The sequence below is a fragment of the Pseudomonas sp. NPDC089547 genome (genome assembly GCF_050280665.1).
GTDB lineage: Bacteria > Pseudomonadota > Gammaproteobacteria > Pseudomonadales > Pseudomonadaceae > Aquipseudomonas.
Genome location: NZ_JBNNVS010000034.1, coordinates 23,324 through 43,521, shown reverse-complemented (window position 1 = coordinate 43,521; position 20,198 = coordinate 23,324). Strand labels below are relative to the sequence as shown.

Annotated in this window: 13 protein-coding genes; 8 read left to right on the top strand and 5 right to left on the bottom strand. The window is 62.8% G+C overall.

What is annotated here, in order from left to right:
* The first annotated feature begins 15 nt into the window (after positions 1–15).
* The 6 genes from ACQKPZ_RS20680 (at position 16) to ACQKPZ_RS20655 (ending at position 9,701) form a co-directional block, all read left to right on the top strand.
* On the top strand, positions 16–1,620 hold the full coding sequence (locus ACQKPZ_RS20680) for an AAA family ATPase (RefSeq protein WP_427541646.1): 1,605 nt from the start codon (positions 16–18) through the stop codon (positions 1,618–1,620).
* A 128-nt stretch (positions 1,621–1,748) separates the two neighbouring features.
* Entirely contained in the window at positions 1,749–1,973 is a 225-nt protein-coding gene (locus ACQKPZ_RS20675) for a hypothetical protein (RefSeq protein ID WP_338745505.1), read from the top strand.
* 19 nt (positions 1,974–1,992) lie between these two features.
* The gene (gene gltB, locus ACQKPZ_RS20670; protein WP_427541643.1) at positions 1,993–6,438 is read left to right on the top strand and encodes a glutamate synthase large subunit; all 4,446 of its coding nucleotides are present in this window, start codon (positions 1,993–1,995) and stop codon (positions 6,436–6,438) included.
* A gap of 120 nt (positions 6,439–6,558) precedes the next feature.
* Complete coding sequence (locus tag ACQKPZ_RS20665; protein WP_016712489.1) at positions 6,559–7,977, top strand: FAD-dependent oxidoreductase; 1,419 nt, start codon at positions 6,559–6,561, stop codon at positions 7,975–7,977.
* Positions 7,978–8,171: 194 nt separating this feature from the next.
* The gene (hemE, locus tag ACQKPZ_RS20660) at positions 8,172–9,236 is read left to right on the top strand and encodes a uroporphyrinogen decarboxylase (protein ID WP_427541640.1); all 1,065 of its coding nucleotides are present in this window, start codon (positions 8,172–8,174) and stop codon (positions 9,234–9,236) included.
* A gap of 117 nt (positions 9,237–9,353) precedes the next feature.
* Entirely contained in the window at positions 9,354–9,701 is a 348-nt protein-coding gene (locus tag ACQKPZ_RS20655) for a NirD/YgiW/YdeI family stress tolerance protein (RefSeq protein ID WP_427541637.1), read from the top strand.
* A gap of 81 nt (positions 9,702–9,782) precedes the next feature.
* On the opposite strand, the gene ACQKPZ_RS20650 is transcribed toward ACQKPZ_RS20655, so the two are convergent.
* Positions 9,783–10,970 carry an MFS transporter gene (locus ACQKPZ_RS20650; protein WP_427541670.1) on the bottom strand — a complete coding sequence of 396 codons (1,188 nt, stop codon included), beginning with the start codon at positions 10,968–10,970 and terminating at the stop codon, positions 9,783–9,785.
* A gap of 165 nt (positions 10,971–11,135) precedes the next feature.
* On the opposite strand from ACQKPZ_RS20650, the gene ACQKPZ_RS20645 reads away from it, so the two are divergent.
* On the top strand, positions 11,136–12,029 hold the full coding sequence (locus tag ACQKPZ_RS20645) for a LysR substrate-binding domain-containing protein (protein ID WP_427541634.1): 894 nt from the start codon (positions 11,136–11,138) through the stop codon (positions 12,027–12,029).
* A 92-nt stretch (positions 12,030–12,121) separates the two neighbouring features.
* Positions 12,122–12,895 carry a ParA family protein gene (locus ACQKPZ_RS20640; RefSeq protein ID WP_427541631.1) on the top strand — a complete coding sequence of 258 codons (774 nt, stop codon included), beginning with the start codon at positions 12,122–12,124 and terminating at the stop codon, positions 12,893–12,895.
* On the opposite strand, the gene trxC is transcribed toward ACQKPZ_RS20640, so the two are convergent.
* From trxC to ACQKPZ_RS20620, 4 genes are all read right to left on the bottom strand, one after another.
* The gene (gene trxC, locus ACQKPZ_RS20635; RefSeq protein ID WP_427541628.1) at positions 12,892–13,326 is read right to left on the bottom strand and encodes a thioredoxin TrxC; all 435 of its coding nucleotides are present in this window, start codon (positions 13,324–13,326) and stop codon (positions 12,892–12,894) included. The genes ACQKPZ_RS20640 and trxC overlap by 4 nt on opposite strands.
* Positions 13,327–13,453: 127 nt before the next feature.
* Positions 13,454–14,914: a protein adenylyltransferase SelO gene (gene selO / locus ACQKPZ_RS20630; protein ID WP_427541625.1), complete on the bottom strand. Its 1,461-nt coding sequence runs from the start codon at positions 14,912–14,914 to the stop codon at positions 13,454–13,456.
* Between the two features lie 170 nt (positions 14,915–15,084).
* Entirely contained in the window at positions 15,085–18,393 is a 3,309-nt protein-coding gene (gene mscK, locus ACQKPZ_RS20625; RefSeq protein WP_391126441.1) for a mechanosensitive channel MscK, read from the bottom strand.
* Positions 18,394–18,428: 35 nt separating this feature from the next.
* Positions 18,429–20,171: a potassium/proton antiporter gene (locus ACQKPZ_RS20620; protein WP_427541622.1), complete on the bottom strand. Its 1,743-nt coding sequence runs from the start codon at positions 20,169–20,171 to the stop codon at positions 18,429–18,431.
* Positions 20,172–20,198 lie beyond the last annotated feature (27 nt).

The window sequence follows — 20,198 nt, the reverse complement described above, 5'->3', positions numbered from 1 at the left end:
GGTTGTGACAGCGCAATGACCAGTTTGCATGCCGATGAGGCCTTTCTCGACCATTACCAGTTGAGTCACGATCCGTTCGCGCCCCGCGTGCCCGGCTTCAAGTTCTTCCCGGCCCAGCGCAAGCCTGTGCTTGGCCAGTTGCACCACCTGGCGCGCTACAGCCAGCTGATGCTGGTGGTCAGCGGCCCGCTGGGCAGCGGCAAGTCGCTGCTGCGCCAGGCCCTGGTGGCCAGTACCAACAAGCAGGCCGTGCAGAGTGTGGTGGTGCCTGCCCGCAGCGCCAGCGATGCCTCTGGCATGCTGGCCCACGTTGCCCAGGACCTGGGCGTGGACAAGGCTGAAGTGCAGGCGATCCTGTCCAAGGTAGTGCAGTTGGCGCTCACCGGGCAGGAAGTGTATTTGCTGGTGGACGATGCGGAACAACTCGACGAGTCGGCACTCCAAGCGTTGCTGGAATTGGCGGCGGGCGTGCCGGAAGGGCGCCCGCATATATTCCTGTTTGGTGAGCCTTCGCTGATTGCCGGGCTGGATGAACTCAATGTCGAGGAAGAACGCTTCCACATCATCGAGCTTGCCCCCTACAGTGAAGAAGAAACCCGCGAGTACCTGGAGCAGCGCCTGGAAGGGGCTGGCCGGGGCATCGAGGTGTTCAGCCGTGAACAGATCGTCGATATCCATGAAAACTCCGACGGTTGGCCTGGCAACATCAACCAGGTCGCCCGTGACACTTTGATCGAAGCCATGATCGCCAGCCGTTCGACGGTCAAGCGACCATCCATGGGGTTCAAGATGCCTAAAAAACATGTGCTCGCGCTGTCCGCTGTGGTCGTGGTCGCCGTTGGTGCCGCGGTTTTGATGCCCAAGAAGGGTGACAAGGCTCCGGCCGAAGCGCCGGCCGCCCAGGCCCAGCTGCCGCTTGGCGAGGGCAAGCAGGGGGCTGCCATCGAGTTCTCTGGCTCGTCCCAGCCGATGCCATTGCCACTGGTTGGCCAGTCCCAGCCGGTGATGCGCGAACCGCTGGCCCAGGCCGCTGGTATGGGCGAGGGTGAGGAAGGCAGCCCGGCTGGCGACACCGCCCTGCAGCCTGGCAACCCGCCGCCAACCGTGACCACCATTGCGCCGCCGCAAGGCGTGCCGGCTGGCCCGGCGCCTGCGCCTGCCCAGCCTGTTGCCAGTGTTCCTGCACAGCCGGTAGCGCCTGCGCCAAAACCGGTCGCAACCCAGCCAGCCAAGCCGGTTGCACCGGCCAAGCCTGCGCCAGCACCCACCCAGGTTGCCGTGGCCAAGCCGGCCGCCAAGCCAGCTGAAAAACCAGCGCCTGCTGCTGGTGGTAGCGGTGGCTGGTACGCTGGACAAAAACCGGGCAACTACGTGGTGCAGATCCTCGGCACCAGCTCCGAAGCTTCGGCCCAGGCGTACGTCAAGGCCCAGGGTGGCGACTATCGCTACTTCAAGAAAAACCTGCAGGGTAAGCCGCTGTTTGTGGTCACTTATGGCAGCTTCGCCAACCGTGACGCAGCGGTTGCGGCAATCAAGAACTTGCCAGCGAAGGTCCAGGCTGGTAAACCTTGGCCACGTACCGTCGCCAGCGTCCAACAAGAGCTGGCTTCGGCCCGCTGATACCTTCCGGGCGGCATCACCCCGCCGCCCAGTAGCTAAGCGAATTCTAGCTTTCGACTAGCCTGCTGCGTTTTTACGCGGCAGGCTTTTCTGTCCCAGACTGCCGGCCACAAGCCCTAGTTGCAGTCATGGCTGAAACGCTTCAGACTCGAGCCAAGCCGCTATCACGGCGCATGGCGCAAAAACATTCAAAATTGCGACATAAATTTTCAATGGTGAGACATGAAAATTTGTGGGCATCGCTGTCGCTGTGCAACAATGGTTTTCCATGGCCACCGCAAAAAAGCTGGCGTTTGATCGGCGTGGATGGTAAGTGGTTGTTAAAAAAGAGATTTGCCTCCGTTGAGAGGTGAACCTGGTGAGAATGTGTCTATGAAAACAGGTCTGTACCATCCCGAAGAATTCAAGGACAACTGTGGTTTTGGCCTGATCGCCCATATGACGGGCGAGCCGAGCCACCACCTTCTGCAAACCGCCATGCAGGCGTTGACTTGCATGACCCACCGCGGCGGTATCAACGCCGACGGCAAGACCGGTGACGGTTGCGGTCTGCTCATGCAGAAGCCCGATCAATTCCTGCGTGCCGTGGCCCAGGAACACTTCGCCGTCGAGCTGCCCAAGCAGTACGCCGTCGGCATGGTGTTCTTCAACCAGGACCCGGTCAAAGCCGAAGCTGCCCGCGCCAACATGGACCGCGAGATCCTTGCCGCTGGCCTGAAGCTGGTCGGCTGGCGCAAGGTGCCGATCGACACCAGCGTGCTCGGCCGCCTGGCCCTGGAGCGCCTGCCGCAGATCGAGCAGGTGTTCATCGGCGGTGAAGGCCTGAGCGATCAGGAATTCGCCATCAAGCTGTTCAGTGCCCGTCGTCGTTCGTCGGTGGCCAACGCCCATGACGCCGACCATTACATTTGCAGCTTCTCGCACAAGACCATCATCTACAAAGGCCTGATGATGCCGCGCGATCTCGCGGCGTTTTACCCAGACCTGGGTGACGAGCGCCTGCAAACCGCGATCTGCGTGTTCCACCAGCGCTTCTCCACCAACACCCTGCCGAAATGGCCGCTGGCGCAGCCGTTCCGCTTCCTCGCCCACAACGGCGAGATCAACACCATCACCGGCAACCGCAACTGGGCCATGGCCCGACGCACCAACTACGCCAATGACCTGATCCCCGACCTCGAAGAGCTCGGCCCGCTGGTCAACCGCGTGGGGTCCGACTCGTCGAGCATGGACAACATGCTGGAACTGATGGTGACCGGTGGCATCGACCTGTTCCGCGGCGTGCGCATGCTGGTACCGCCAGCCTGGCAGAACGTCGAGACCATGGACGCCGACCTGCGCGCCTTCTACGAATACAACTCCATGCACATGGAGCCGTGGGATGGCCCGGCCGGTATCGTCATGACCGAAGGCCGCCATGCGGTGTGCCTGCTCGACCGCAACGGCCTGCGCCCGGCGCGCTGGGTGACCACCACCAATGGCTACATCACCATCGCCTCGGAAATCGGCGTATGGGGCTACCAGCCTGAGGAAGTGTTGGCCAAAGGCCGTGTCGGCCCGGGCCAGATCCTTGCCGTGGACACCGAAACCGGCCAGATCCTCGACACCGACGCCATCGACAACCGCCTGAAGTCGCGCCACCCGTACAAGCGCTGGCTGCGTCAGCACGCCACCCGCATCCAGGCGACCCTGACCGACGACCAGGGCGCGGCCAGCTACGATGCTGACCAGCTCAAGCAATACATGAAGATGTTCCAGGTCACCTTCGAAGAGCGTGACCAGGTGCTGCGCCCGCTGGGTGAGCAGGGCCAGGAAGCCGTTGGCTCGATGGGTGACGACACGCCGATGGCCGTGCTTTCGCAGCGCGTGCGTTCGCCGTTCGATTTCTTCCGTCAGCAGTTCGCCCAGGTGACCAACCCACCGATCGACCCGCTGCGCGAAGCGATCGTGATGTCGCTGGAGATCTGCCTCGGTGCCGAGCGCAACATCTTCCAGGAATCCCCGGAGCACGCTTCGCGGGTGATCCTCAGCTCGCCAGTGATCTCGCCTGCCAAGTGGCGTTCGCTGATGAACCTGGAGCGCGAAGGTTTCGACCGCCAGCTGATCGACCTCAACTATGAGCAGAGCGTCGGCCTGGAAGCGGCCATCCGCAACATCGCCGACCAGGCTGAAGAAGCCGTGCGCGCTGGCAAGACCCAGCTGGTGCTGAGCGACCGCTACATCGCCCCGGGCAAGCTGCCGGTACACGCTTCGCTGGCTGTTGGCGCGGTGCACCACCGCCTGACCGAGCAGGGCCTGCGTTGCGACAGCAACATCCTGGTGGAAACCGCCACCGCCCGCGACCCGCACCACTTCGCCGTGCTGCTGGGCTTCGGTGCCTCGGCCGTTTACCCGTACCTGGCCTATGAAGTGCTGGCCGACCTGATCCGCACCGGCGAAGTACTGGGCGACCTGGACGAAGTCTTCAAGTACTACCGCAAAGGCATCTCCAAGGGCTTGCTGAAGATCCTGTCGAAGATGGGTATCTCCACCATTACCTCGTACCGCGGTGCGCAGCTGTTCGAAGCTATCGGCCTGTCCGAGGAAGTGGTCGGCCTGAGCTTCAAGGGTGTGTCCAGCCGTATCAAGGGTGCCCGCTTCGAAGACCTGGAAAACGACCAGAAGCTGCTGGCGGCCGAGGCCTGGAGCGCGCGCAAGCCGATCCAGCAAGGTGGCCTGCTGAAGTTCGTGCACGGTGGCGAGTACCACGCCTACAACCCGGATGTGGTCAACACCCTGCAAGCCGCCGTGCAACAGGGCGACTACGCCAAGTTCAAGGAATACACCACGCTGGTCGACACACGCCCTGTGTCGATGATCCGCGACCTGCTGAAGGTGAAAGTGGCCGACCAGCCGCTGCCGCTGGAGCATGTCGAGCCGCTGGAGGCCATCCTCAAGCGCTTCGACTCCGCCGGTATCTCGCTGGGTGCACTGTCGCCAGAAGCCCATGAAGCGCTGGCCGAGGCCATGAACCGCCTGGGTGCGCGCTCCAACTCCGGTGAGGGCGGTGAAGACCCTTCGCGCTACGGCACTGTCCGCAGCTCCAAGATCAAGCAGGTGGCCACCGGCCGCTTTGGCGTGACCCCGGAGTACCTGGTAAACGCCGAAGTGCTGCAAATCAAGGTTGCCCAGGGCGCCAAGCCCGGTGAGGGCGGCCAGTTGCCGGGCGGCAAGGTCAACGGGCTGATCGCCAAGCTGCGCTACGCGGTACCGGGCGTGACGCTGATTTCGCCACCACCGCACCACGATATCTATTCGATCGAAGACCTGGCCCAGCTGATCTACGACCTCAAGCAGGTCAACCCGCAGGCACTGGTGTCGGTCAAACTGGTGGCAGAAGCCGGCGTCGGTACGATCGCCGCTGGCGTGGCCAAGGCCTATGCCGACCTGATCACCATTTCGGGTTACGACGGTGGTACCGGTGCTTCGCCACTGACTTCGATCAAGTATGCCGGCGCCCCGTGGGAACTGGGCCTGGCGGAAACCCACCAGACCCTGCGCGGCAACGACCTGCGCGGCAAGGTACGGGTACAGACCGACGGCGGCCTGAAAACCGGCCTGGACGTGATCAAGGCGGCCATCCTCGGTGCGGAAAGCTTCGGCTTCGGTACCGCGCCAATGATCGCCCTGGGTTGCAAGTACCTGCGCATCTGCCACCTGAACAACTGCGCCACCGGCGTTGCCACCCAGAACGACAAGCTGCGCAAGGACCACTACATCGGCACTGTCGACATGGTGATCAACTTCTTCACCTTCGTCGCCGAAGAAACCCGTGAGTGGCTGGCCAAGCTGGGTGTACGCAGCTTGGGCGAGCTGATCGGCCGCACCGACCTGCTCGACGTGTTGCCAGGCGATACCGAACGCCAGCACCACCTGGACCTGACGCCGCTGCTGGGCAGCTCGCACATTCCGGCTGATAAGCCGCAGTTCTGCGAAGTGGACAAGAACCCGCCATTCGACCAGGGTGAGCTGGCCGAAAAAATGGTGGAAATGGCCATGCCGGCCATCCGCGATCAGGCCGGTGGCGAGTTCAGCCTCGACATCTGCAACTGCGACCGCTCCATCGGTGCGCGTGTGTCGGGCGAAATCGCTCGCCTGCACGGCAACCAGGGTATGGCTGCGGCGCCGATCACCTTCCGCTTCAAGGGTACTGCTGGCCAGAGCTTCGGCGTGTGGAACGCCGGCGGCCTGAACCTGCACCTGGAAGGCGACGCCAACGACTACGTCGGCAAAGGCATGACCGGTGGCAAGGTCACCATCGTGCCGCCAGCCGGCAGCCCGTTCGAAACCCAGCACAGCGCCATCGTCGGTAACACCTGCCTGTACGGTGCCACTGGCGGCAAGCTGTTTGCCGCGGGTACTGCGGGCGAGCGCTTCGCTGTGCGTAACTCCGGCGCCCACGCTGTTGTCGAGGGCACTGGCGATCACTGCTGTGAATACATGACCGGCGGCTTTGTCTGCGTCCTGGGCAAGACCGGTTACAACTTCGGTTCTGGCATGACTGGCGGCTTCGCCTACGTGCTCGACATGGACAATAGCTTCGTCGACAAGCTCAACCACGAACTGGTGGAAATCCAGCGTATCAGTGGTGAAGCGATGGAGGCGTACCGCAGCCACCTGGCGCGTGTCCTGGGCGAGTATGTGGAAGAAACCGGCAGCGAGTGGGGGCGTGAGCTCTCGGAGAACCTGGACGACTACGTGCGGCGCTTCTGGCTGGTGAAGCCGAAGGCAGCCAACCTGAAGCAGTTGCTGTCCAGCACCCGTGCCAACCCGCAGTAAAAACAGCTGCAAGTGGCAAGCCTCAAGCTGCAAGTAGCAGCACGAGGTTTGCCCGGCTTAAGTGATCGTCTTGCGGCTTGCAGCTTGTAGCTTGCAGCTGCTGTAAAGAGGTTTTGAAAAATGGCTGAACGTCTGAACAACGACTTCCAGTTCATCGAAGTGGGCCGCAAGGACCCGAAGAAAAAGCTGCTGCGCCAGCGCAAGAAGGAGTTCGTGGAAATCTACGAACCGTTCAAGCCGCAGCAGTCCGTGGATCAGGCACACCGCTGCCTGGGCTGCGGTAACCCGTACTGCGAATGGAAGTGCCCGGTGCACAACTTCATCCCCAACTGGTTGAAGCTGGTGTCTGAAGGCAACATCCTGGCCGCAGCCGAGCTGTCGCACCAGACCAACACCCTGCCGGAAGTGTGCGGCCGCGTGTGCCCGCAAGACCGCCTGTGTGAAGGTGCCTGCACCCTGAACGACGGCTTTGGTGCGGTGACCATCGGTTCGGTGGAGAAGTACATCACCGACACCGCCTTCGCCATGGGCTGGCGCCCTGACATGTCCAAGGTCAAGCCAACCGGCAAGCGCGTCGCCATCATCGGCGCCGGCCCGGCAGGCCTGGGCTGTGCCGACGTACTGGTACGTGCCGGCGTCACCCCGGTGGTGTTTGACAAGAACCCTGAAATCGGCGGCCTGCTGACCTTCGGCATCCCCGAGTTCAAGCTGGAAAAGACCGTGCTCAGCAACCGCCGCGAAGTGTTCACCGGCATGGGCATCGAGTTCCGCCTGAATACCGAGGTGGGCAAGGACGTGACCATGGAACAGTTGCTCGCCGAGTACGACGCCGTGTTCATGGGCATGGGTACCTACACCTACATGAAGGGCGGCTTCCCGGGCGAAGACCTGCCGGGCGTGCACGACGCGCTGGACTTCCTGATTGCCAACGTCAACCGCAACCTGGGCTTCGAGAAGTCGCCGGAAGACTTCGTCGACATGCAGGGCAAGAAGGTGGTGGTGCTGGGCGGTGGCGACACTGCGATGGACTGCAACCGCACGTCGATCCGCCAGGGCGCCAAGTCGGTGACCTGCGCCTACCGCCGTGACGAAGCCAACATGCCAGGCTCGCGCAAAGAGGTGAAGAACGCCAAGGAAGAGGGCGTGAAGTTCCTCTACAACCGCCAGCCTATCGCCATTGTCGGCGAAGACAAGGTTGAAGGCGTGAAGGTGGTCGAGACCCGTCTTGGCGAGCCGGATGCCCGTGGCCGCCGCAGCCCCGAGCCGATCCCGGGCTCTGAAGAGATCCTGCCTGCCGATGCCGTGGTGATCGCCTTCGGCTTCCGCCCAAGCCCGGCGCCGTGGTTCGAGCAGCATGGTATCCAGCTGGACAGCCAGGGCCGTGTGGTGGCGCCGGAGAAGGGTAAGTTCAAGCACCAGACCAGCAACCCGAAAGTGTTTGCCGGTGGCGACATGGTGCGTGGGTCGGACCTGGTGGTGACGGCTATCTTCGAAGGGCGTACTGCTGCTGAGGGTATCCTGGACTACCTGGAAGTCTGATTCTCGACCTGTTCGCGGGCACGCCCGCTCCCACAGGGTTCGGCGCAGAACCTGTGGGAGCGGGCGTGCCCGCGAAGCTTTTGTATACAAAAACGCTTGATCTGTGGCATCCAATAGACAAAACGCATGGCCATGGCCGTGCCTTTTGCGCTGGCGTCTGAGAAAATGCCCGCACTATTTTTCCGGATGCCGACATGACTGCCCTGAAGAACGACCGTTTCCTGCGTGCACTGCTCAAGCAACCTGTAGACGTCACCCCGGTGTGGATGATGCGCCAGGCCGGCCGCTACTTGCCGGAGTACCGCGCCAGCCGCGCCAAGGCCGGTGACTTCATGAGCCTGTGCATGAACCCGCAGTTTGCCTGCGAGGTCACCCTGCAGCCGCTGGACCGCTATCCGCTGGACGCAGCGATCCTGTTCTCGGACATCCTCACCATCCCCGACGCCATGGGTCTGGGCCTGTACTTCGAAACGGGCGAAGGCCCGCGTTTCAAGAAGACCATCAGCACCCCGGCCGATATCGAAGCACTGCCGATCCCCGACCCGCAGAAAGACCTCGGCTACGTGATGGACGCGGTCAGCACCATCCGCCGCGAACTGAATGGTCGCGTGCCGCTGATCGGCTTCTCGGGTAGCCCGTGGACCCTGGCCACCTACATGGTGGAGGGAGGCTCGTCGAAGGACTTCCGCAAAACCAAGGCCATGGCTTATGACAACCCGCAAGCCCTGCACCTGCTGCTGGACAAACTGGCCCAGTCGGTCACCAGCTACCTGAATGGCCAGATCCTGGCCGGCGCCCAGGCCGTGCAGATTTTCGACACCTGGGGCGGCAACCTGTCGGCGGCGGCTTACCAGGAATTCTCCCTGGCCTACATGCGCAAGATCGTCAGCGGGCTGATCCGCGAGCACGAAGGCCGCAAGGTGCCGGTAATCCTGTTCACCAAGAACGGCGGCCTGTGGCTGGAAAGCATCGCTGAAGCCGGTGCCGACGCACTGGGCCTGGACTGGACCTGCGAGATCGGCGACGCGCGTCGCCGCGTGGGTGACAAGGTGGCGCTGCAAGGCAACATGGACCCGACCGTGTTGTACGCCAAGCCCGAGGCCATCCGCCAGGAAGTGGCGCGCATCCTGGCCAGCTATGGCCACGGTACTGGCCACGTGTTCAACCTCGGCCACGGCATTACCCCGGAAGTCGACCCGGAGCATGCCGGCGTGTTCATCAATGCCGTGCACGAGCTGTCGGCGCAGTACCATCAGTGAACTGATCGCTGAAAACAAAAAGCCCGGCCATGTGCCGGGCTTTTTGTTGCATTAAGTTTTAATTCAGCGATCGTCGTTAATCTGGTCCCATCGAAACCCAAACAGGACCTGATCCTCATGAAAGCTCATTACGTTGCACTGATCCTTGCCCCTCTGTTCAGTACCGCCGCACTGGCTGCGACTTACACCGGCCCCGGCGCCCAGTCGGTCGCCACCGTGGCCGCTGCCAACGAAGCTGCGGATGACACTCCGGTCGTACTGCAAGGGTTTGTAACCAAGAAGATCAACAACGACGACAAGTACGAGTTCAAGGACAACACGGGCACCATTACCGTTGAGATCGATGACGAAGACCTGCCGCCGACCCCGTTCAACGACAAGACCAAGGTCAAGCTGACCGGCGAGGTGGAGAAGCACCTGATGAGCCGGGAAGTGGATGTGGATATTGTCGAGATCATCAACTGATCCGGCGGCCCTTTCGCGGGCACGCCCGCTCCCACAGGGACTGCACCGAACCCTGTGGGAGCGGGCTTGCCCGCGAATGCTTCACACCGATTTAGGCGGTAACTTGCTCAAGTGCAATGCCACCAGCAACGCCACCGCCAGCAAGCTGCCAATGAACAACCCGATGCCATCCCAGCCCCACTGGTGCCAGAACACCCCGCCTGCCGTACCCGCCACGCTGGACCCTGCGTAATAGCTGAAGAGGTACAGCGACGACGCCTGCCCCTTGGCTTTCAGCGCCCGGCGCCCGATCCAGCTGCTTGCCACCGAGTGTGCGCCAAAGAAGCCGAAGGTGAACACCAGCATGCCCACGATCACCATCGCCAGCGGGCTGGCCAGGGTCATCAGCAAGCCACCCGCCATCACCACGATACTGGCCCAGAACACTTTGCGTCGGCCCAGCTTGTCCGCCAGGGCGCCCACCTGTGCCGAGCTGTAAATGCCCGACAGGTACACCACCGACAGCAAACCGACCAGCGCCTGGTTCATGTGGTAGGGCTCGGCCAGCAGGCGGTAGCCGATGTAGTTGAACAGGGTGACGAAGGCGCCCATCAGCAGGAACGCCTCGAGGAACAGCCAAGGCAGGCCGGCATCCTTGAAGTGCATGACAAAGCCGTCCAGCAGGCTGCGTGGGTTCATCAACTGTGGGCGGAAGTTGCGCGATTCGGGCAATACCTTCCAGAACACCAGCGCGGCCACCAGTGCCAGGCCACCGATAGTCAGCATCGCCGTGTGCCAGCTGACGAAGTCAATCAGTACGCCAGTGATGAGCCGCCCACTCATACCGCCAATCGCGTTGCCGCCGATATACAGGCCCATGGCCAGGCCAATGTGCTGCGGATGGATTTCCTCGCTCAGGTAGGTCATCGCCACCGCCGCCAGGCCGCTCAGTGACAGGCCGACCAGCGCACGGGTGGCCAGTACCAGCTCCCAGCTTGGCATCACTGCGCTGGCCAGGGTGGAGAGGGCTGCACAGACCAATGCAAAGACCATTACCGGCTTGCGCCCGATGCGGTCGGAAATAGGGCCGGTGATCAACAGGCCGAACGCCAGCATGGCGGTGGACACCGACAGCACCAGGCTGCTTTGCGCCGCGTTGATGGCAAATTCCTTGGACAACAGCGGCATCATCGGCTGTACGCAGTACAGCAGGGCGAAGGTGGCGAAGCCGCCGCTGAACAGGGCCAGCACGGTTTTCATGAAGGCGGGGGTGCCTTTTTCGATCCACATTTCGTTCAGGGGAGCGGGTTCTGGCTCGGCGGGAAGGGGGGCTACAGCAGTTTTCACGGGCGGGTACCTCTGACGCAATGAAAAAAGCATATAGCTGGCTAATGATTAGATCCAATATATTGTTCGACCTATTTAAGACGTTTTGCGACCTGTTTGGAGCTGATCATGGAACTGCGCCATCTGCGTTACTTCATTGCCGTGGCCGAAGAACTGCACTTTGGCCGTGCGGCACAGCAGCTGGGTATTTCACAGCCGCCGCTCAGTCAGCAGATCCAGGCGCTGGAGCAGGAGCTGGGCGCGCGCTTGTTCGAGCGCACCAACCGTCGGGTCGAGTTGAGCGAGGCGGGGCGGCTGTTCCTTGACGAGGCCCGGCAAGTGCTGGCGCAGGTAGAGAAGGCTGCCGATGTGGCGCGGCGTGCACAGTTGGGTGAACTGGGCGAGATGAAGATTGGCTTCACGTCGTCTGCGCCATTCACCTCGAAGATTCCCAAGGCAATCCACGCCTTTCGCCAGCGCTTCCCGGCGGTGCACCTGAACCTCAAGGAAATGAGCAGCCGCGATGTTGCCGAAGGGGTGTTCGACGAGTCCATCGAAGTGGGGCTGATGCGGCCCATGCCGCTGCCGGAGGGCTTGCTGGCCACCGAGTTGTTCCGGGAGCCGCTGGTCGCGGTGATCAATGCTTCGCATCCGCTGGCGGAAGGCACCGAACAGGGTGTGCACATGGCGGCGCTGGCCCATGAGCCGTTCGTGTTCTTTCCGCGCAGTTACGGCAGCGGCCTGCATGCGCAGCTGCTGAGCCTGGCGCGGCAGGCAGGCTTCAGCCCGCATTTTGCCCAGGAGGCGGGGGAGGCGATGACCATCATCGGCCTGGTGTCGGCGGGGTTGGGGGTATCGGTGTTGCCGGCGTCGTTCCAGCGCATGCGCATTGAAGGGGTGGTTTACCGCACCTTGCTCGATGAAGGGGCGATGTCGGCAGTGTGGCTGGTGCAGCGCGAGCGCGGTGGGTCGGCGATGGCGCGGGCGTTTGCGGAGCTGGTCACCGGGCAGGCCTATGGCTGACGGCGTGGCGCCTTCATACCCGGCAAATGGCACTGGCCATTGCTGCGGCGCCGCCACATACTCGGGCATTCGTTGATACACGGAGGTCAATCATGCGGCGCGTGGTGTTCAATCAGAAAGGTGGTGTGGGCAAGTCGAGCATTGCCTGTAACCTGGCGGCGGTCAGTGCCAATGAAGGCTACCGGACCCTGCTGATCGACCTGGATGCCCAGGCCAACTCGACCCAGTACCTCACAGGCCTTACCGGCGAGGACATCCCCATGGGCATTGCCGATTTCTTCAAGCAGAGCCTGTCCAGCGGGCCGTTCAGCAAGAAGAACAAGGTCGATATTTACGAAACCCCGTTCGATAACCTGCATGTGGTTACCGCCACACCCGAACTGGCCGATTTGCAGCCCAAGCTTGAGGCCAAGCACAAGATCAACAAGCTGCGTAAGTTGCTGGACGAACTGGATGAGGACTACGACCGGATCTACATCGACACCCCGCCAGCGCTGAATTTCTACGCGGTTTCTGCACTGATCGCTGCCGATCGCGTGCTGATCCCCTTCGACTGCGACAGCTTTTCGCGCCAGGCCCTGTATGGTCTGCTGGCCGAAATCGAAGACCTCAAGGAAGACCACAACGAAGACCTGATGGTCGAGGGCATCGTGGTCAACCAGTTCCAGTCCCGCGCCAGCCTGCCGCAGCAGATGCTTGATGAACTGCAAGCCGAGGGCTTGCCGGTGCTACCTGTGTACCTGAGCAGCTCGGTGAAAATGCGTGAATCGCACCACGCCAGCTTGCCGCTGATTCACCTGGAGCCCAAGCACAAGCTGACCCAGCAGTTTGTCGAGTTGCATTCGCTGCTGGAAGAAAACGCTTAAACCCCTTGGCTACGCAACCACTCCAGCAACGACTGGAGTGGAAACGCCCCGGCCTGGCGGCTGACTTCGCGGCCGTTCTTGAACAGCAGCAGACTGGGGATCGAGCGGATGCCCAGTTGGCCGGCCAGGTTGCGGTTGGCTTCGCTGTCTAGCTTGGCCAGGCGGCAGCGGCCGGTCAGTTGGCGGGCCGCCTGTTCGAAGGTGGGGGCGAAGGATTTGCACGGGCCGCACCAGTCGGCCCAGATGTCGATCAGCAGCGGCAGGTCGCCCTTGATCTGGCTGGCGTAGCTGGCTTCGGTGAGTTCGAAGGGCTTGCTCAGTAGCACATTCTGTTTGCAGCGGCCGCATTTTGGCGCGTCAGCCAGGCGTTCGGCGGGCAGGCGGTTGAGGCCGTTGCAGTGGGGGCAGGGGATTACCAATGGCTCGGACATGTTGTTTCCTTGAGATTTTTGGGGCTGCTTTGCAGCCCATCGCGACACAAGGCCGCTCCTACAGGAGTCCGCGTACCCTTGTAGGAGCGGCCTTGTGTCGCGATGGGCCGCAAAGCGGCCCCAGGGTTCATGAAGAGCAACTGATTTCCAGGTGCTTGCCCCACTCCGGCGGGCGCTCGGCGTAGGCCTGCATCCCAGGCTGCTCTTCGAAGGGCATGCTCAGCACCTGATGGAGCCGCCGCACTTCACTGTAATCCCCCGCTTCAGCCGCTTCGATGGCCTTCTGCGCCAGGTAGTTGCGCAGTATGTACAGAGGGTTCGCCGCGTGCATGCGCTCACGGCGCCCTTCGGCGTTGTCAGCTTCACGCTCGCAGCGTGCCAGGTACTCCGCGCCCCAGGCATCGAACCCGGCCAGGTCGATGAAATCGTCCCGCACCACTTTCAACGCGTCGGCAACCGGCTGCTCACCAAGTTTGCGCAAGAACAGGTTGTAGTCCACACCACCACGCTGCATGCACTGCAACAGGCGCTCGACCAGCGCCATGTCGTCATCCTCGGCAGTGGTCAGGCCCAGGCGCCGGCGCATCAGGTCCAGGTAGTGGGCCTGGTACAGCGGCAGGAACAGCCCCAACGCCTCCTTCAATGGCTCCACCTCGATCACCGTGGTCAGGGCCTGGGCCAGCGCGCTGAGGTTCCAGTGGGCAATGGGTACCTGGTTGGCGTAGCTGTAGCGGCCACGGTCGTCGGAATGGTTGCAGATGAAGTTGGCATCGAAGTCGTCGAGGAAGGCGAACGGGCCGAAGTCGAAGGTGATGCCCAGGATCGACATGTTGTCGGTGTTCATCACCCCGTGGCAGAAGCCATAAGCCTGCCAGCGGGCGATCAGTTCGGCATTACGCTCGACAATGGTACGGAACATGGCCAGGTAGGGCTGTTCGGCTTCGCGGCATTCGGGGTAATGCTGCTCCAGCACATGGTCAATCAGCACGCGCTGCTGTTCGGGCTGTTTGGTGTAGTAGAAATACTCGAAATGCCCGAAGCGCACATGGCTCTGCGCTACGCGCGTGAGCATGGCAGCACTTTCGCGGGTTTCGCGCCATACCGGGGTGCTGGAGCCGATCACGCACAGCGCCCGGCTGGTGGGGATGCCGAGGGCGTGCAGGGCTTCGGAGGCAAGGAATTCGCGGATCGACGAGCGCAGCACGGCACGGCCGTCGCCCATGCGTGAGTAAGGCGTCTGGCCCGCGCCCTTGAGGTGCAGGTCCCAGTGCTCGCCGGCATCGTTGAGCACTTCGGCCAGCAGCAGGCCGCGGCCATCCCCCAGGCGTGGGTTGTAGGAGCCGAACTGGTGGCCGGAATAAACCATCGCTCGAGGGTCGGCTTCTTCCCACAGCTTGTGGCCGCTGAACAGCTCGGCAAACACCGGCAGTTCGGCCTGTGCAGGGTCGAGGTCGAGCAGGGCCATGGCCGACTCGCTTGCTACCACCAGGCGTGGGTCTGCGATGGGCTCGGGTAGCACCTGGGTGGAGAACGCGTCACCCAGGCGGGCGAAGCGGTTGTCGAAGGTGAGTTGGTCGAGGGCTTTCACGGGGCCGGCTCCTGGAATGGGGGCATTGGGGCCGCTTTGCGGCCCTTCGCGGGTAAACCCGCTCCCACAGGCACAGCGCAGGTTTCAAGATCGGCGCGGTCCCTGTGGGAGCGGGCGCGCCCGCGAACGAGGGCGGAGCCCTCGCAGGGTTTCAGCACAGAATAAAGGATTCAGGCTGAAGCAGTGCCATCGGATTTCGGCTGCTCCATGGGAATCAACTGCTGCTTGCCGCCTTTCGGGTCCATCAGGAACACCTCGACCTGGCGCACCGATATCTTGATGTCATGCGCCTTGAACTCGCGGCTGATGTAGCGGTTGAGTTCGTCCAGCGTCGGGTTGCGGTCGCCCAGGTCGCGTACGTGCATGCGCAACTCGTGGTCCAGCGAGCTTTCGCCGAAGTTGAGGAAGTACACGATCGGCTCCGGGTCCTTCAGCACCCGTGGGTTTTCATGCGCACCCTTGAGCAGCAGGTCGCGCACCAGGTCCAGGTCGGAGCCGTAGTCGATGCCCAGCTTCAGCGTCACCCGGGTGACCGTGTCGGTCAGCGACCAGTTGATCAGCTGGCCGGTGATGAAGGTCTTGTTGGGGACGATGATGTCCTTGCGGTCGAAGTCGGTGATGGTGGTGGCGCGGATGCGGATCTTGCTGACCGTGCCCGACAGGTTGCCAATGGTGATGGTGTCGCCAATACGCACCGGGCGCTCGAACAGGATCATGATGCCGGAGATGAAGTTGGCGAAGATTTCCTGCATGCCGAAGCCCAGGCCCACTGACAACGCTGCCACCAGCCATTGCAGCTTGTCCCAGCTCACCCCCAGGGTGGACAGGGTGCTGACGATACCGACGCCGACGATGGTGTACGACAACAGCGTGGTGGTGGCGTAGGCGCTGCCTTGGGCCAGGTTGAGGCGTGACAGCACCAGCACTTCCAGCAGGCCCGGCAAGTTGCCGGCCAGGGCGAAGGTGATGCCGACGATGACCAGCGCACCCAGCAGGTCGCCAAGGCTGATTGGCACCATGCTGGCGGCGGCACCGGTGCCGCTGGTGTATTCGTAAAGGACGAAGTTGTTGAGGTAGGCGAACACCGAGATCAGGTCTGCCCACACCCAGTACAGGCCGGCGATGAAGCCGCCAAGCAGGGCCAGGCGGATCAGGCGCAGCGACTGCTGGTTGACCTGTTCGATGTCCAGCGTTGGCTCTTCGGTGATGACTTCGCCATCCAGCCCCTCCTTGGCTGCTGCGCGCTTGCTCAGCGCCCGCTGGTAGGCCAGGCGCCGAGCCGCCACTGACAGGCCACGCACGAACGCGGCCTCGATCACCAGCCAGAACAGCAGCAGGTACAGGGTGTAGATCAGCCGGTCGGTGAGCTTCAGCGCGGTGTAGTAGTAGCCGAAGCACACGGCGACGAACAGGGCGATGGGCAGGGCAGTGAACGCAACGCCCACGGCTCTGCGGAACAGTGAGGTGTCGCGGTGTGCCGGGCTGCTGAGCAGCAGGCGGCTGAGCAGCCAGGCCATCAGTGCGTAGCAGGTCAGCACCACGCCGATACCCAGTACGTCGTCGGCCAGCGCCGATGGCTGGTGCTCGGCCACCGCCACCACGCCGACCAGTGCCAGCACCACGGTACCCAGGCGGCGCACCCAGCCGCGCAGGAACTCGACCTGCGGCTTGTGCCAGCGGAAGTGGATTTCTGCTACGCCACCGGGGGCGAGGATGCGGTAGGCGGTGTAGAACACCAGCCAGGCCTGGGCCAGTTGCCAGAGGGCCGCGCCCAGGTTGGCGTTTTGCCCGCGGGCGTCGATCTGCAGGGCATAGCTGCACAGTGCCAGGCCAAGGCTGACCGGCATCGCCAGCAGGATATTGATGAGAATCGCCTGGGGCGTGTGCCACTGGCTGTCACGGCGGAAGTGACCGATGTCCTGGTGCACCTTGCCCAGCCGCTGGTACAGGTATTTGCGCCGCCACAACAGGGCGCCGATCACCAATAGCAGGGGTAGGAACAGCAACGGGCGCTGGCTGAGGCCGTCGGCCAGCTCCTTCAGGCCCGAGCCCCACGGCAGGTTGGCGACCTGGTCGGCCAGGCGCTCGGGTACATAACTCAGCCAGTCCCAGTCCAGCGGTTTGTTGCTGGGGATCCAGAACATCTGTTCGTCGAGGGTTGTACGCAGGCTCTGCGCGGTGCCCAGCAACTGTTTCTGGTTGAGCTGCAGGGTGATCGATTCGTTAAGCAGCGCCGACAGTTCGCGGTTCAGCCGTTCAAGCAGGTCGCTGCGGTTGATGGCAACTTCCAGCAAGGCTTTGCGCAGTTGCGGGCTCACCTCTTCCTGCGGCTGCACGGCCAGCAGCTTGTCGACATAGGTGACCGGGCTGCTCATCTGCTCGCGTTGCTGGTTGACTTCGAACTGGTACAGGCGGGTGTCGGCGATCTGGTCGGCCAGGTCGCGGTCGACTTTCAGGTGCGGCAGGGTCTGCTTCTGCTTGTAGAGAATTTTCGACAGCAGCAGGCTGCCCTTGAGCACGTTGATCTGCTCGTCCAGCGCCTGGTCAGCCTGGGTCAGGCTGTCGAGTTGCTGTTTGGTGCGCAGGTTCTGCTGGGTCAGTTCGTTCAGGCGGTCGGTGCTTTTCAGCAGGTAGTCGGACAGCTTGAGGTTGACCGCGCTTTCGGTGGCCAGCAGGCTGCTGCCGCCGGCCTTCTGGGCCTCGATCGATTGTTGGGTGACCGCTTCCTGTGACTGGGCCAGGCGTTTGTCGTTGATCAGCGTCTGCAGGTCTTGGATTTCCTGCTCCAGGCGCGCGGCGCGTTCGATCAGCAGGTCATGTCGGGCGTTGCCCAGGTCTTGCAACAGGCTGTTGCCGGCCAGCTCCTGGCGACGCAGCAGGGTCAGTGCGTTGAGCGAGGCCAGTTCGGCATTGAGCTGGTTGCGCTGGTCGGCGTTGATGGATTTGCCGCCATCCTTGCCGGTTTTAAGAATGTTGTTGATCTGCTGGGTGCGTGCCTGGCTGTTGCTGATTTCGGCCTGGGCGCGCTCTGGGCGGGTTTGCGAATTGATGATCAGGCTGTTGGCTTCGGACAGCGCCTTCTGCAGCTCGCCCTGCTGGGTGTTGCGTTCGCTGAGCATCTGCTCAAGCTGCGGCACGGCCAGTGTGGCGTAGCGCTGGGCCACGGGCTGGGCCTTGGTTTCCTTGAGCCGGGCGAGTTCTTTCTGGCTTTCGCTGGTTTCCTTTGGCGCGCCGGCCAGTTGCTGCTTCAGCGCGGCCAGCTTCTTTTCGTTGTCTTCCTTGCTGGCGAGCAGGCTCAAGGTCTGTTCGAGCACCTGCTGCAGGGCCTTCTGGTCGGCCTCGGGCAGCTTGCGCTCGGCGATCTTGTCGAGGCTGTTCTGGATGCTGGCGGTGGTCGGGGCCTCTGCGGCAGTGGCCGCAAAGGAAAGGGACAGGCACAGCCCGAGCAGGGCTGTGCGAAGGTACACGCGCAGGGACATAGGCAGACTACTTGTGGATCCGGCAGAAACGAAGTTTAGAGGAACAATCCTGGTCCGGGTCGCGTTCCTTCGGGGAATCTGACGCCTACTTTCTGGATCTTGTTCCCGTCCATGGTCGCCACGGTCCAGATCGTGCCATGCCATTCGACCTGGTCACCTACTACTGGAGCGCCTCCGACCTTCTGTCGGATGAACTGCGCCAATGGCATTTTCGCGTCCAGGCCGTCGAGTTTCAGGCCATAAAGCGCGGCCACTGCACCCAGTTCGGCATCGCCTTCGAGCACGAAGTCGCCGAAGAAGCGCAGGTCCAGGCCCCGTTGTGGCGCCTGGCTGAACAGTTTGCCCAGGGCCGGCAGGTTGTGCTCGTGGCCGATCACGCAGAGCATGTCGCCCACTTCCAGCACGGTACTGCCCGACGGGTGCAACAGCTGCTCGTTACGGAACAAGGCGGCAATCCGCGTGCCTTCGGGCATTTTCAGCTCGCGCAGGGCGGCGCCGATGCACCATTTTTCGGCACCCAGGCGGTAGACAAACAGTTCCCACTCGCTGGTGATGTGCACTTCCAGGGCGGAGCGTGAAATTGGTGCCGGGTCTGGCGGTACGGTCACTTTCAGCAGTTTGGCCATCCACGGCAGGCTTGTACCTTGCACCAGCAGCGACACCAGCACGATGAAGAACGCCAGGTTGAAGAACAGCTGGGCATCCGGCAGGCCGGCCATCAGCGGGAACACCGCCAGGATGATCGGTACCGCGCCGCGCAGGCCGACCCAGGAAATGAAGCCCTTCTCGCGGCCATGGAAGGCCTTGAACGGCAGCAGGGCCGCGACCACCGACAAAGGCCGTGCCACCAGGATCATCCACAGCGCCAGGCCCAGCGCCGGCAGGGCGATGGGCAGCAGGTCGTGCGGGGTGACCAGCAGCCCCAGCACCAGGAACATGCCGATCTGGGCCAGCCAGGCCATGCCGTCGAGCATGTGCAGGATGCCGTGGCGGCTGCGGATCGGCTTGTTGCCCAGCACCAGGCCGCACAGGTACACGGCGAGGAAGCCGCTACCGTGCAGGGCGTTGGTCAGGGAGAACACCACCAGGCCGCCGGCCACCACCAGGATCGGGTACAGGCCGCCGGCCAAGTTGATGCGGTTGACCAGTTGCAGCATCAACCAGCCGCCGCCCAGGCCCAGCAGCCCGCCGATACCGAACTCACGCAGCAGGTGCGTGAGCAGGCTCCAGTGCAGGCCGGTCTGGCCGCTGGCGATCATGTCGATCAGGGTGACGGTGAGGAATACCGCCATCGGGTCGTTGCTGCCCGATTCAATCTCCAGGGTGGCGGTAACTCGCTCATTCAGGCCTTTGCCGCCCAGCAGCGAGAACACTGCCGCAGCGTCGGTGGAACCGACAATGGCGCCGATCAGCAAGCCCTGGATCAGGCTCAGGTTGAACAGCCAGGCGGCGACCAGGCCGGTGAGGGCAGTGGTGATCATCACCCCGACGGTGGCCAGCGATAGCGCCGGCCACAGCGCTACGCGGAAGCTTGCCACCCGCGTGCGCAGGCCGCCGTCGAGCAGGATCACGGCCAGTGCCAGGTTGCCCACCAGGTAAGCGGTCGGGTAGTTGTTGAAGATGATGCCGCCACCATCCACGCCGGCAATCATGCCGACGGCGAGGATGATGACCAGAATAGGGATGCCCAGGCGTGACGACAGCGAGCTGACCAGGATACTTGCACCCACCAGCAATGCGCCGATCAGAAACAGGCTGTTGATGGTGCTTGCATCCAAAGGCAGGTACTCCGAGACAGCGGGGGG

Coding starts and splice junctions, on each gene's coding strand:
- hemE (WP_427541640.1), top strand. CDS start 8,172: ATGACTGCCCTGAAGAACGACCGTTTCCTGCGTGCACTGCTCAAGCAA.
- ACQKPZ_RS20665 (WP_016712489.1), top strand. CDS start 6,559: ATGGCTGAACGTCTGAACAACGACTTCCAGTTCATCGAAGTGGGCCGC.
- trxC (WP_427541628.1), bottom strand. CDS start 13,326: ATGTCCGAGCCATTGGTAATCCCCTGCCCCCACTGCAACGGCCTCAAC.
- ACQKPZ_RS20655 (WP_427541637.1), top strand. CDS start 9,354: ATGAAAGCTCATTACGTTGCACTGATCCTTGCCCCTCTGTTCAGTACC.
- ACQKPZ_RS20680 (WP_427541646.1), top strand. CDS start 16: ATGACCAGTTTGCATGCCGATGAGGCCTTTCTCGACCATTACCAGTTG.
- ACQKPZ_RS20675 (WP_338745505.1), top strand. CDS start 1,749: ATGGCTGAAACGCTTCAGACTCGAGCCAAGCCGCTATCACGGCGCATG.
- ACQKPZ_RS20650 (WP_427541670.1), bottom strand. CDS start 10,970: ATGTGGATCGAAAAAGGCACCCCCGCCTTCATGAAAACCGTGCTGGCC.
- ACQKPZ_RS20645 (WP_427541634.1), top strand. CDS start 11,136: ATGGAACTGCGCCATCTGCGTTACTTCATTGCCGTGGCCGAAGAACTG.
- mscK (WP_391126441.1), bottom strand. CDS start 18,393: ATGTCCCTGCGCGTGTACCTTCGCACAGCCCTGCTCGGGCTGTGCCTG.
- gltB (WP_427541643.1), top strand. CDS start 1,993: ATGAAAACAGGTCTGTACCATCCCGAAGAATTCAAGGACAACTGTGGT.
- ACQKPZ_RS20640 (WP_427541631.1), top strand. CDS start 12,122: ATGCGGCGCGTGGTGTTCAATCAGAAAGGTGGTGTGGGCAAGTCGAGC.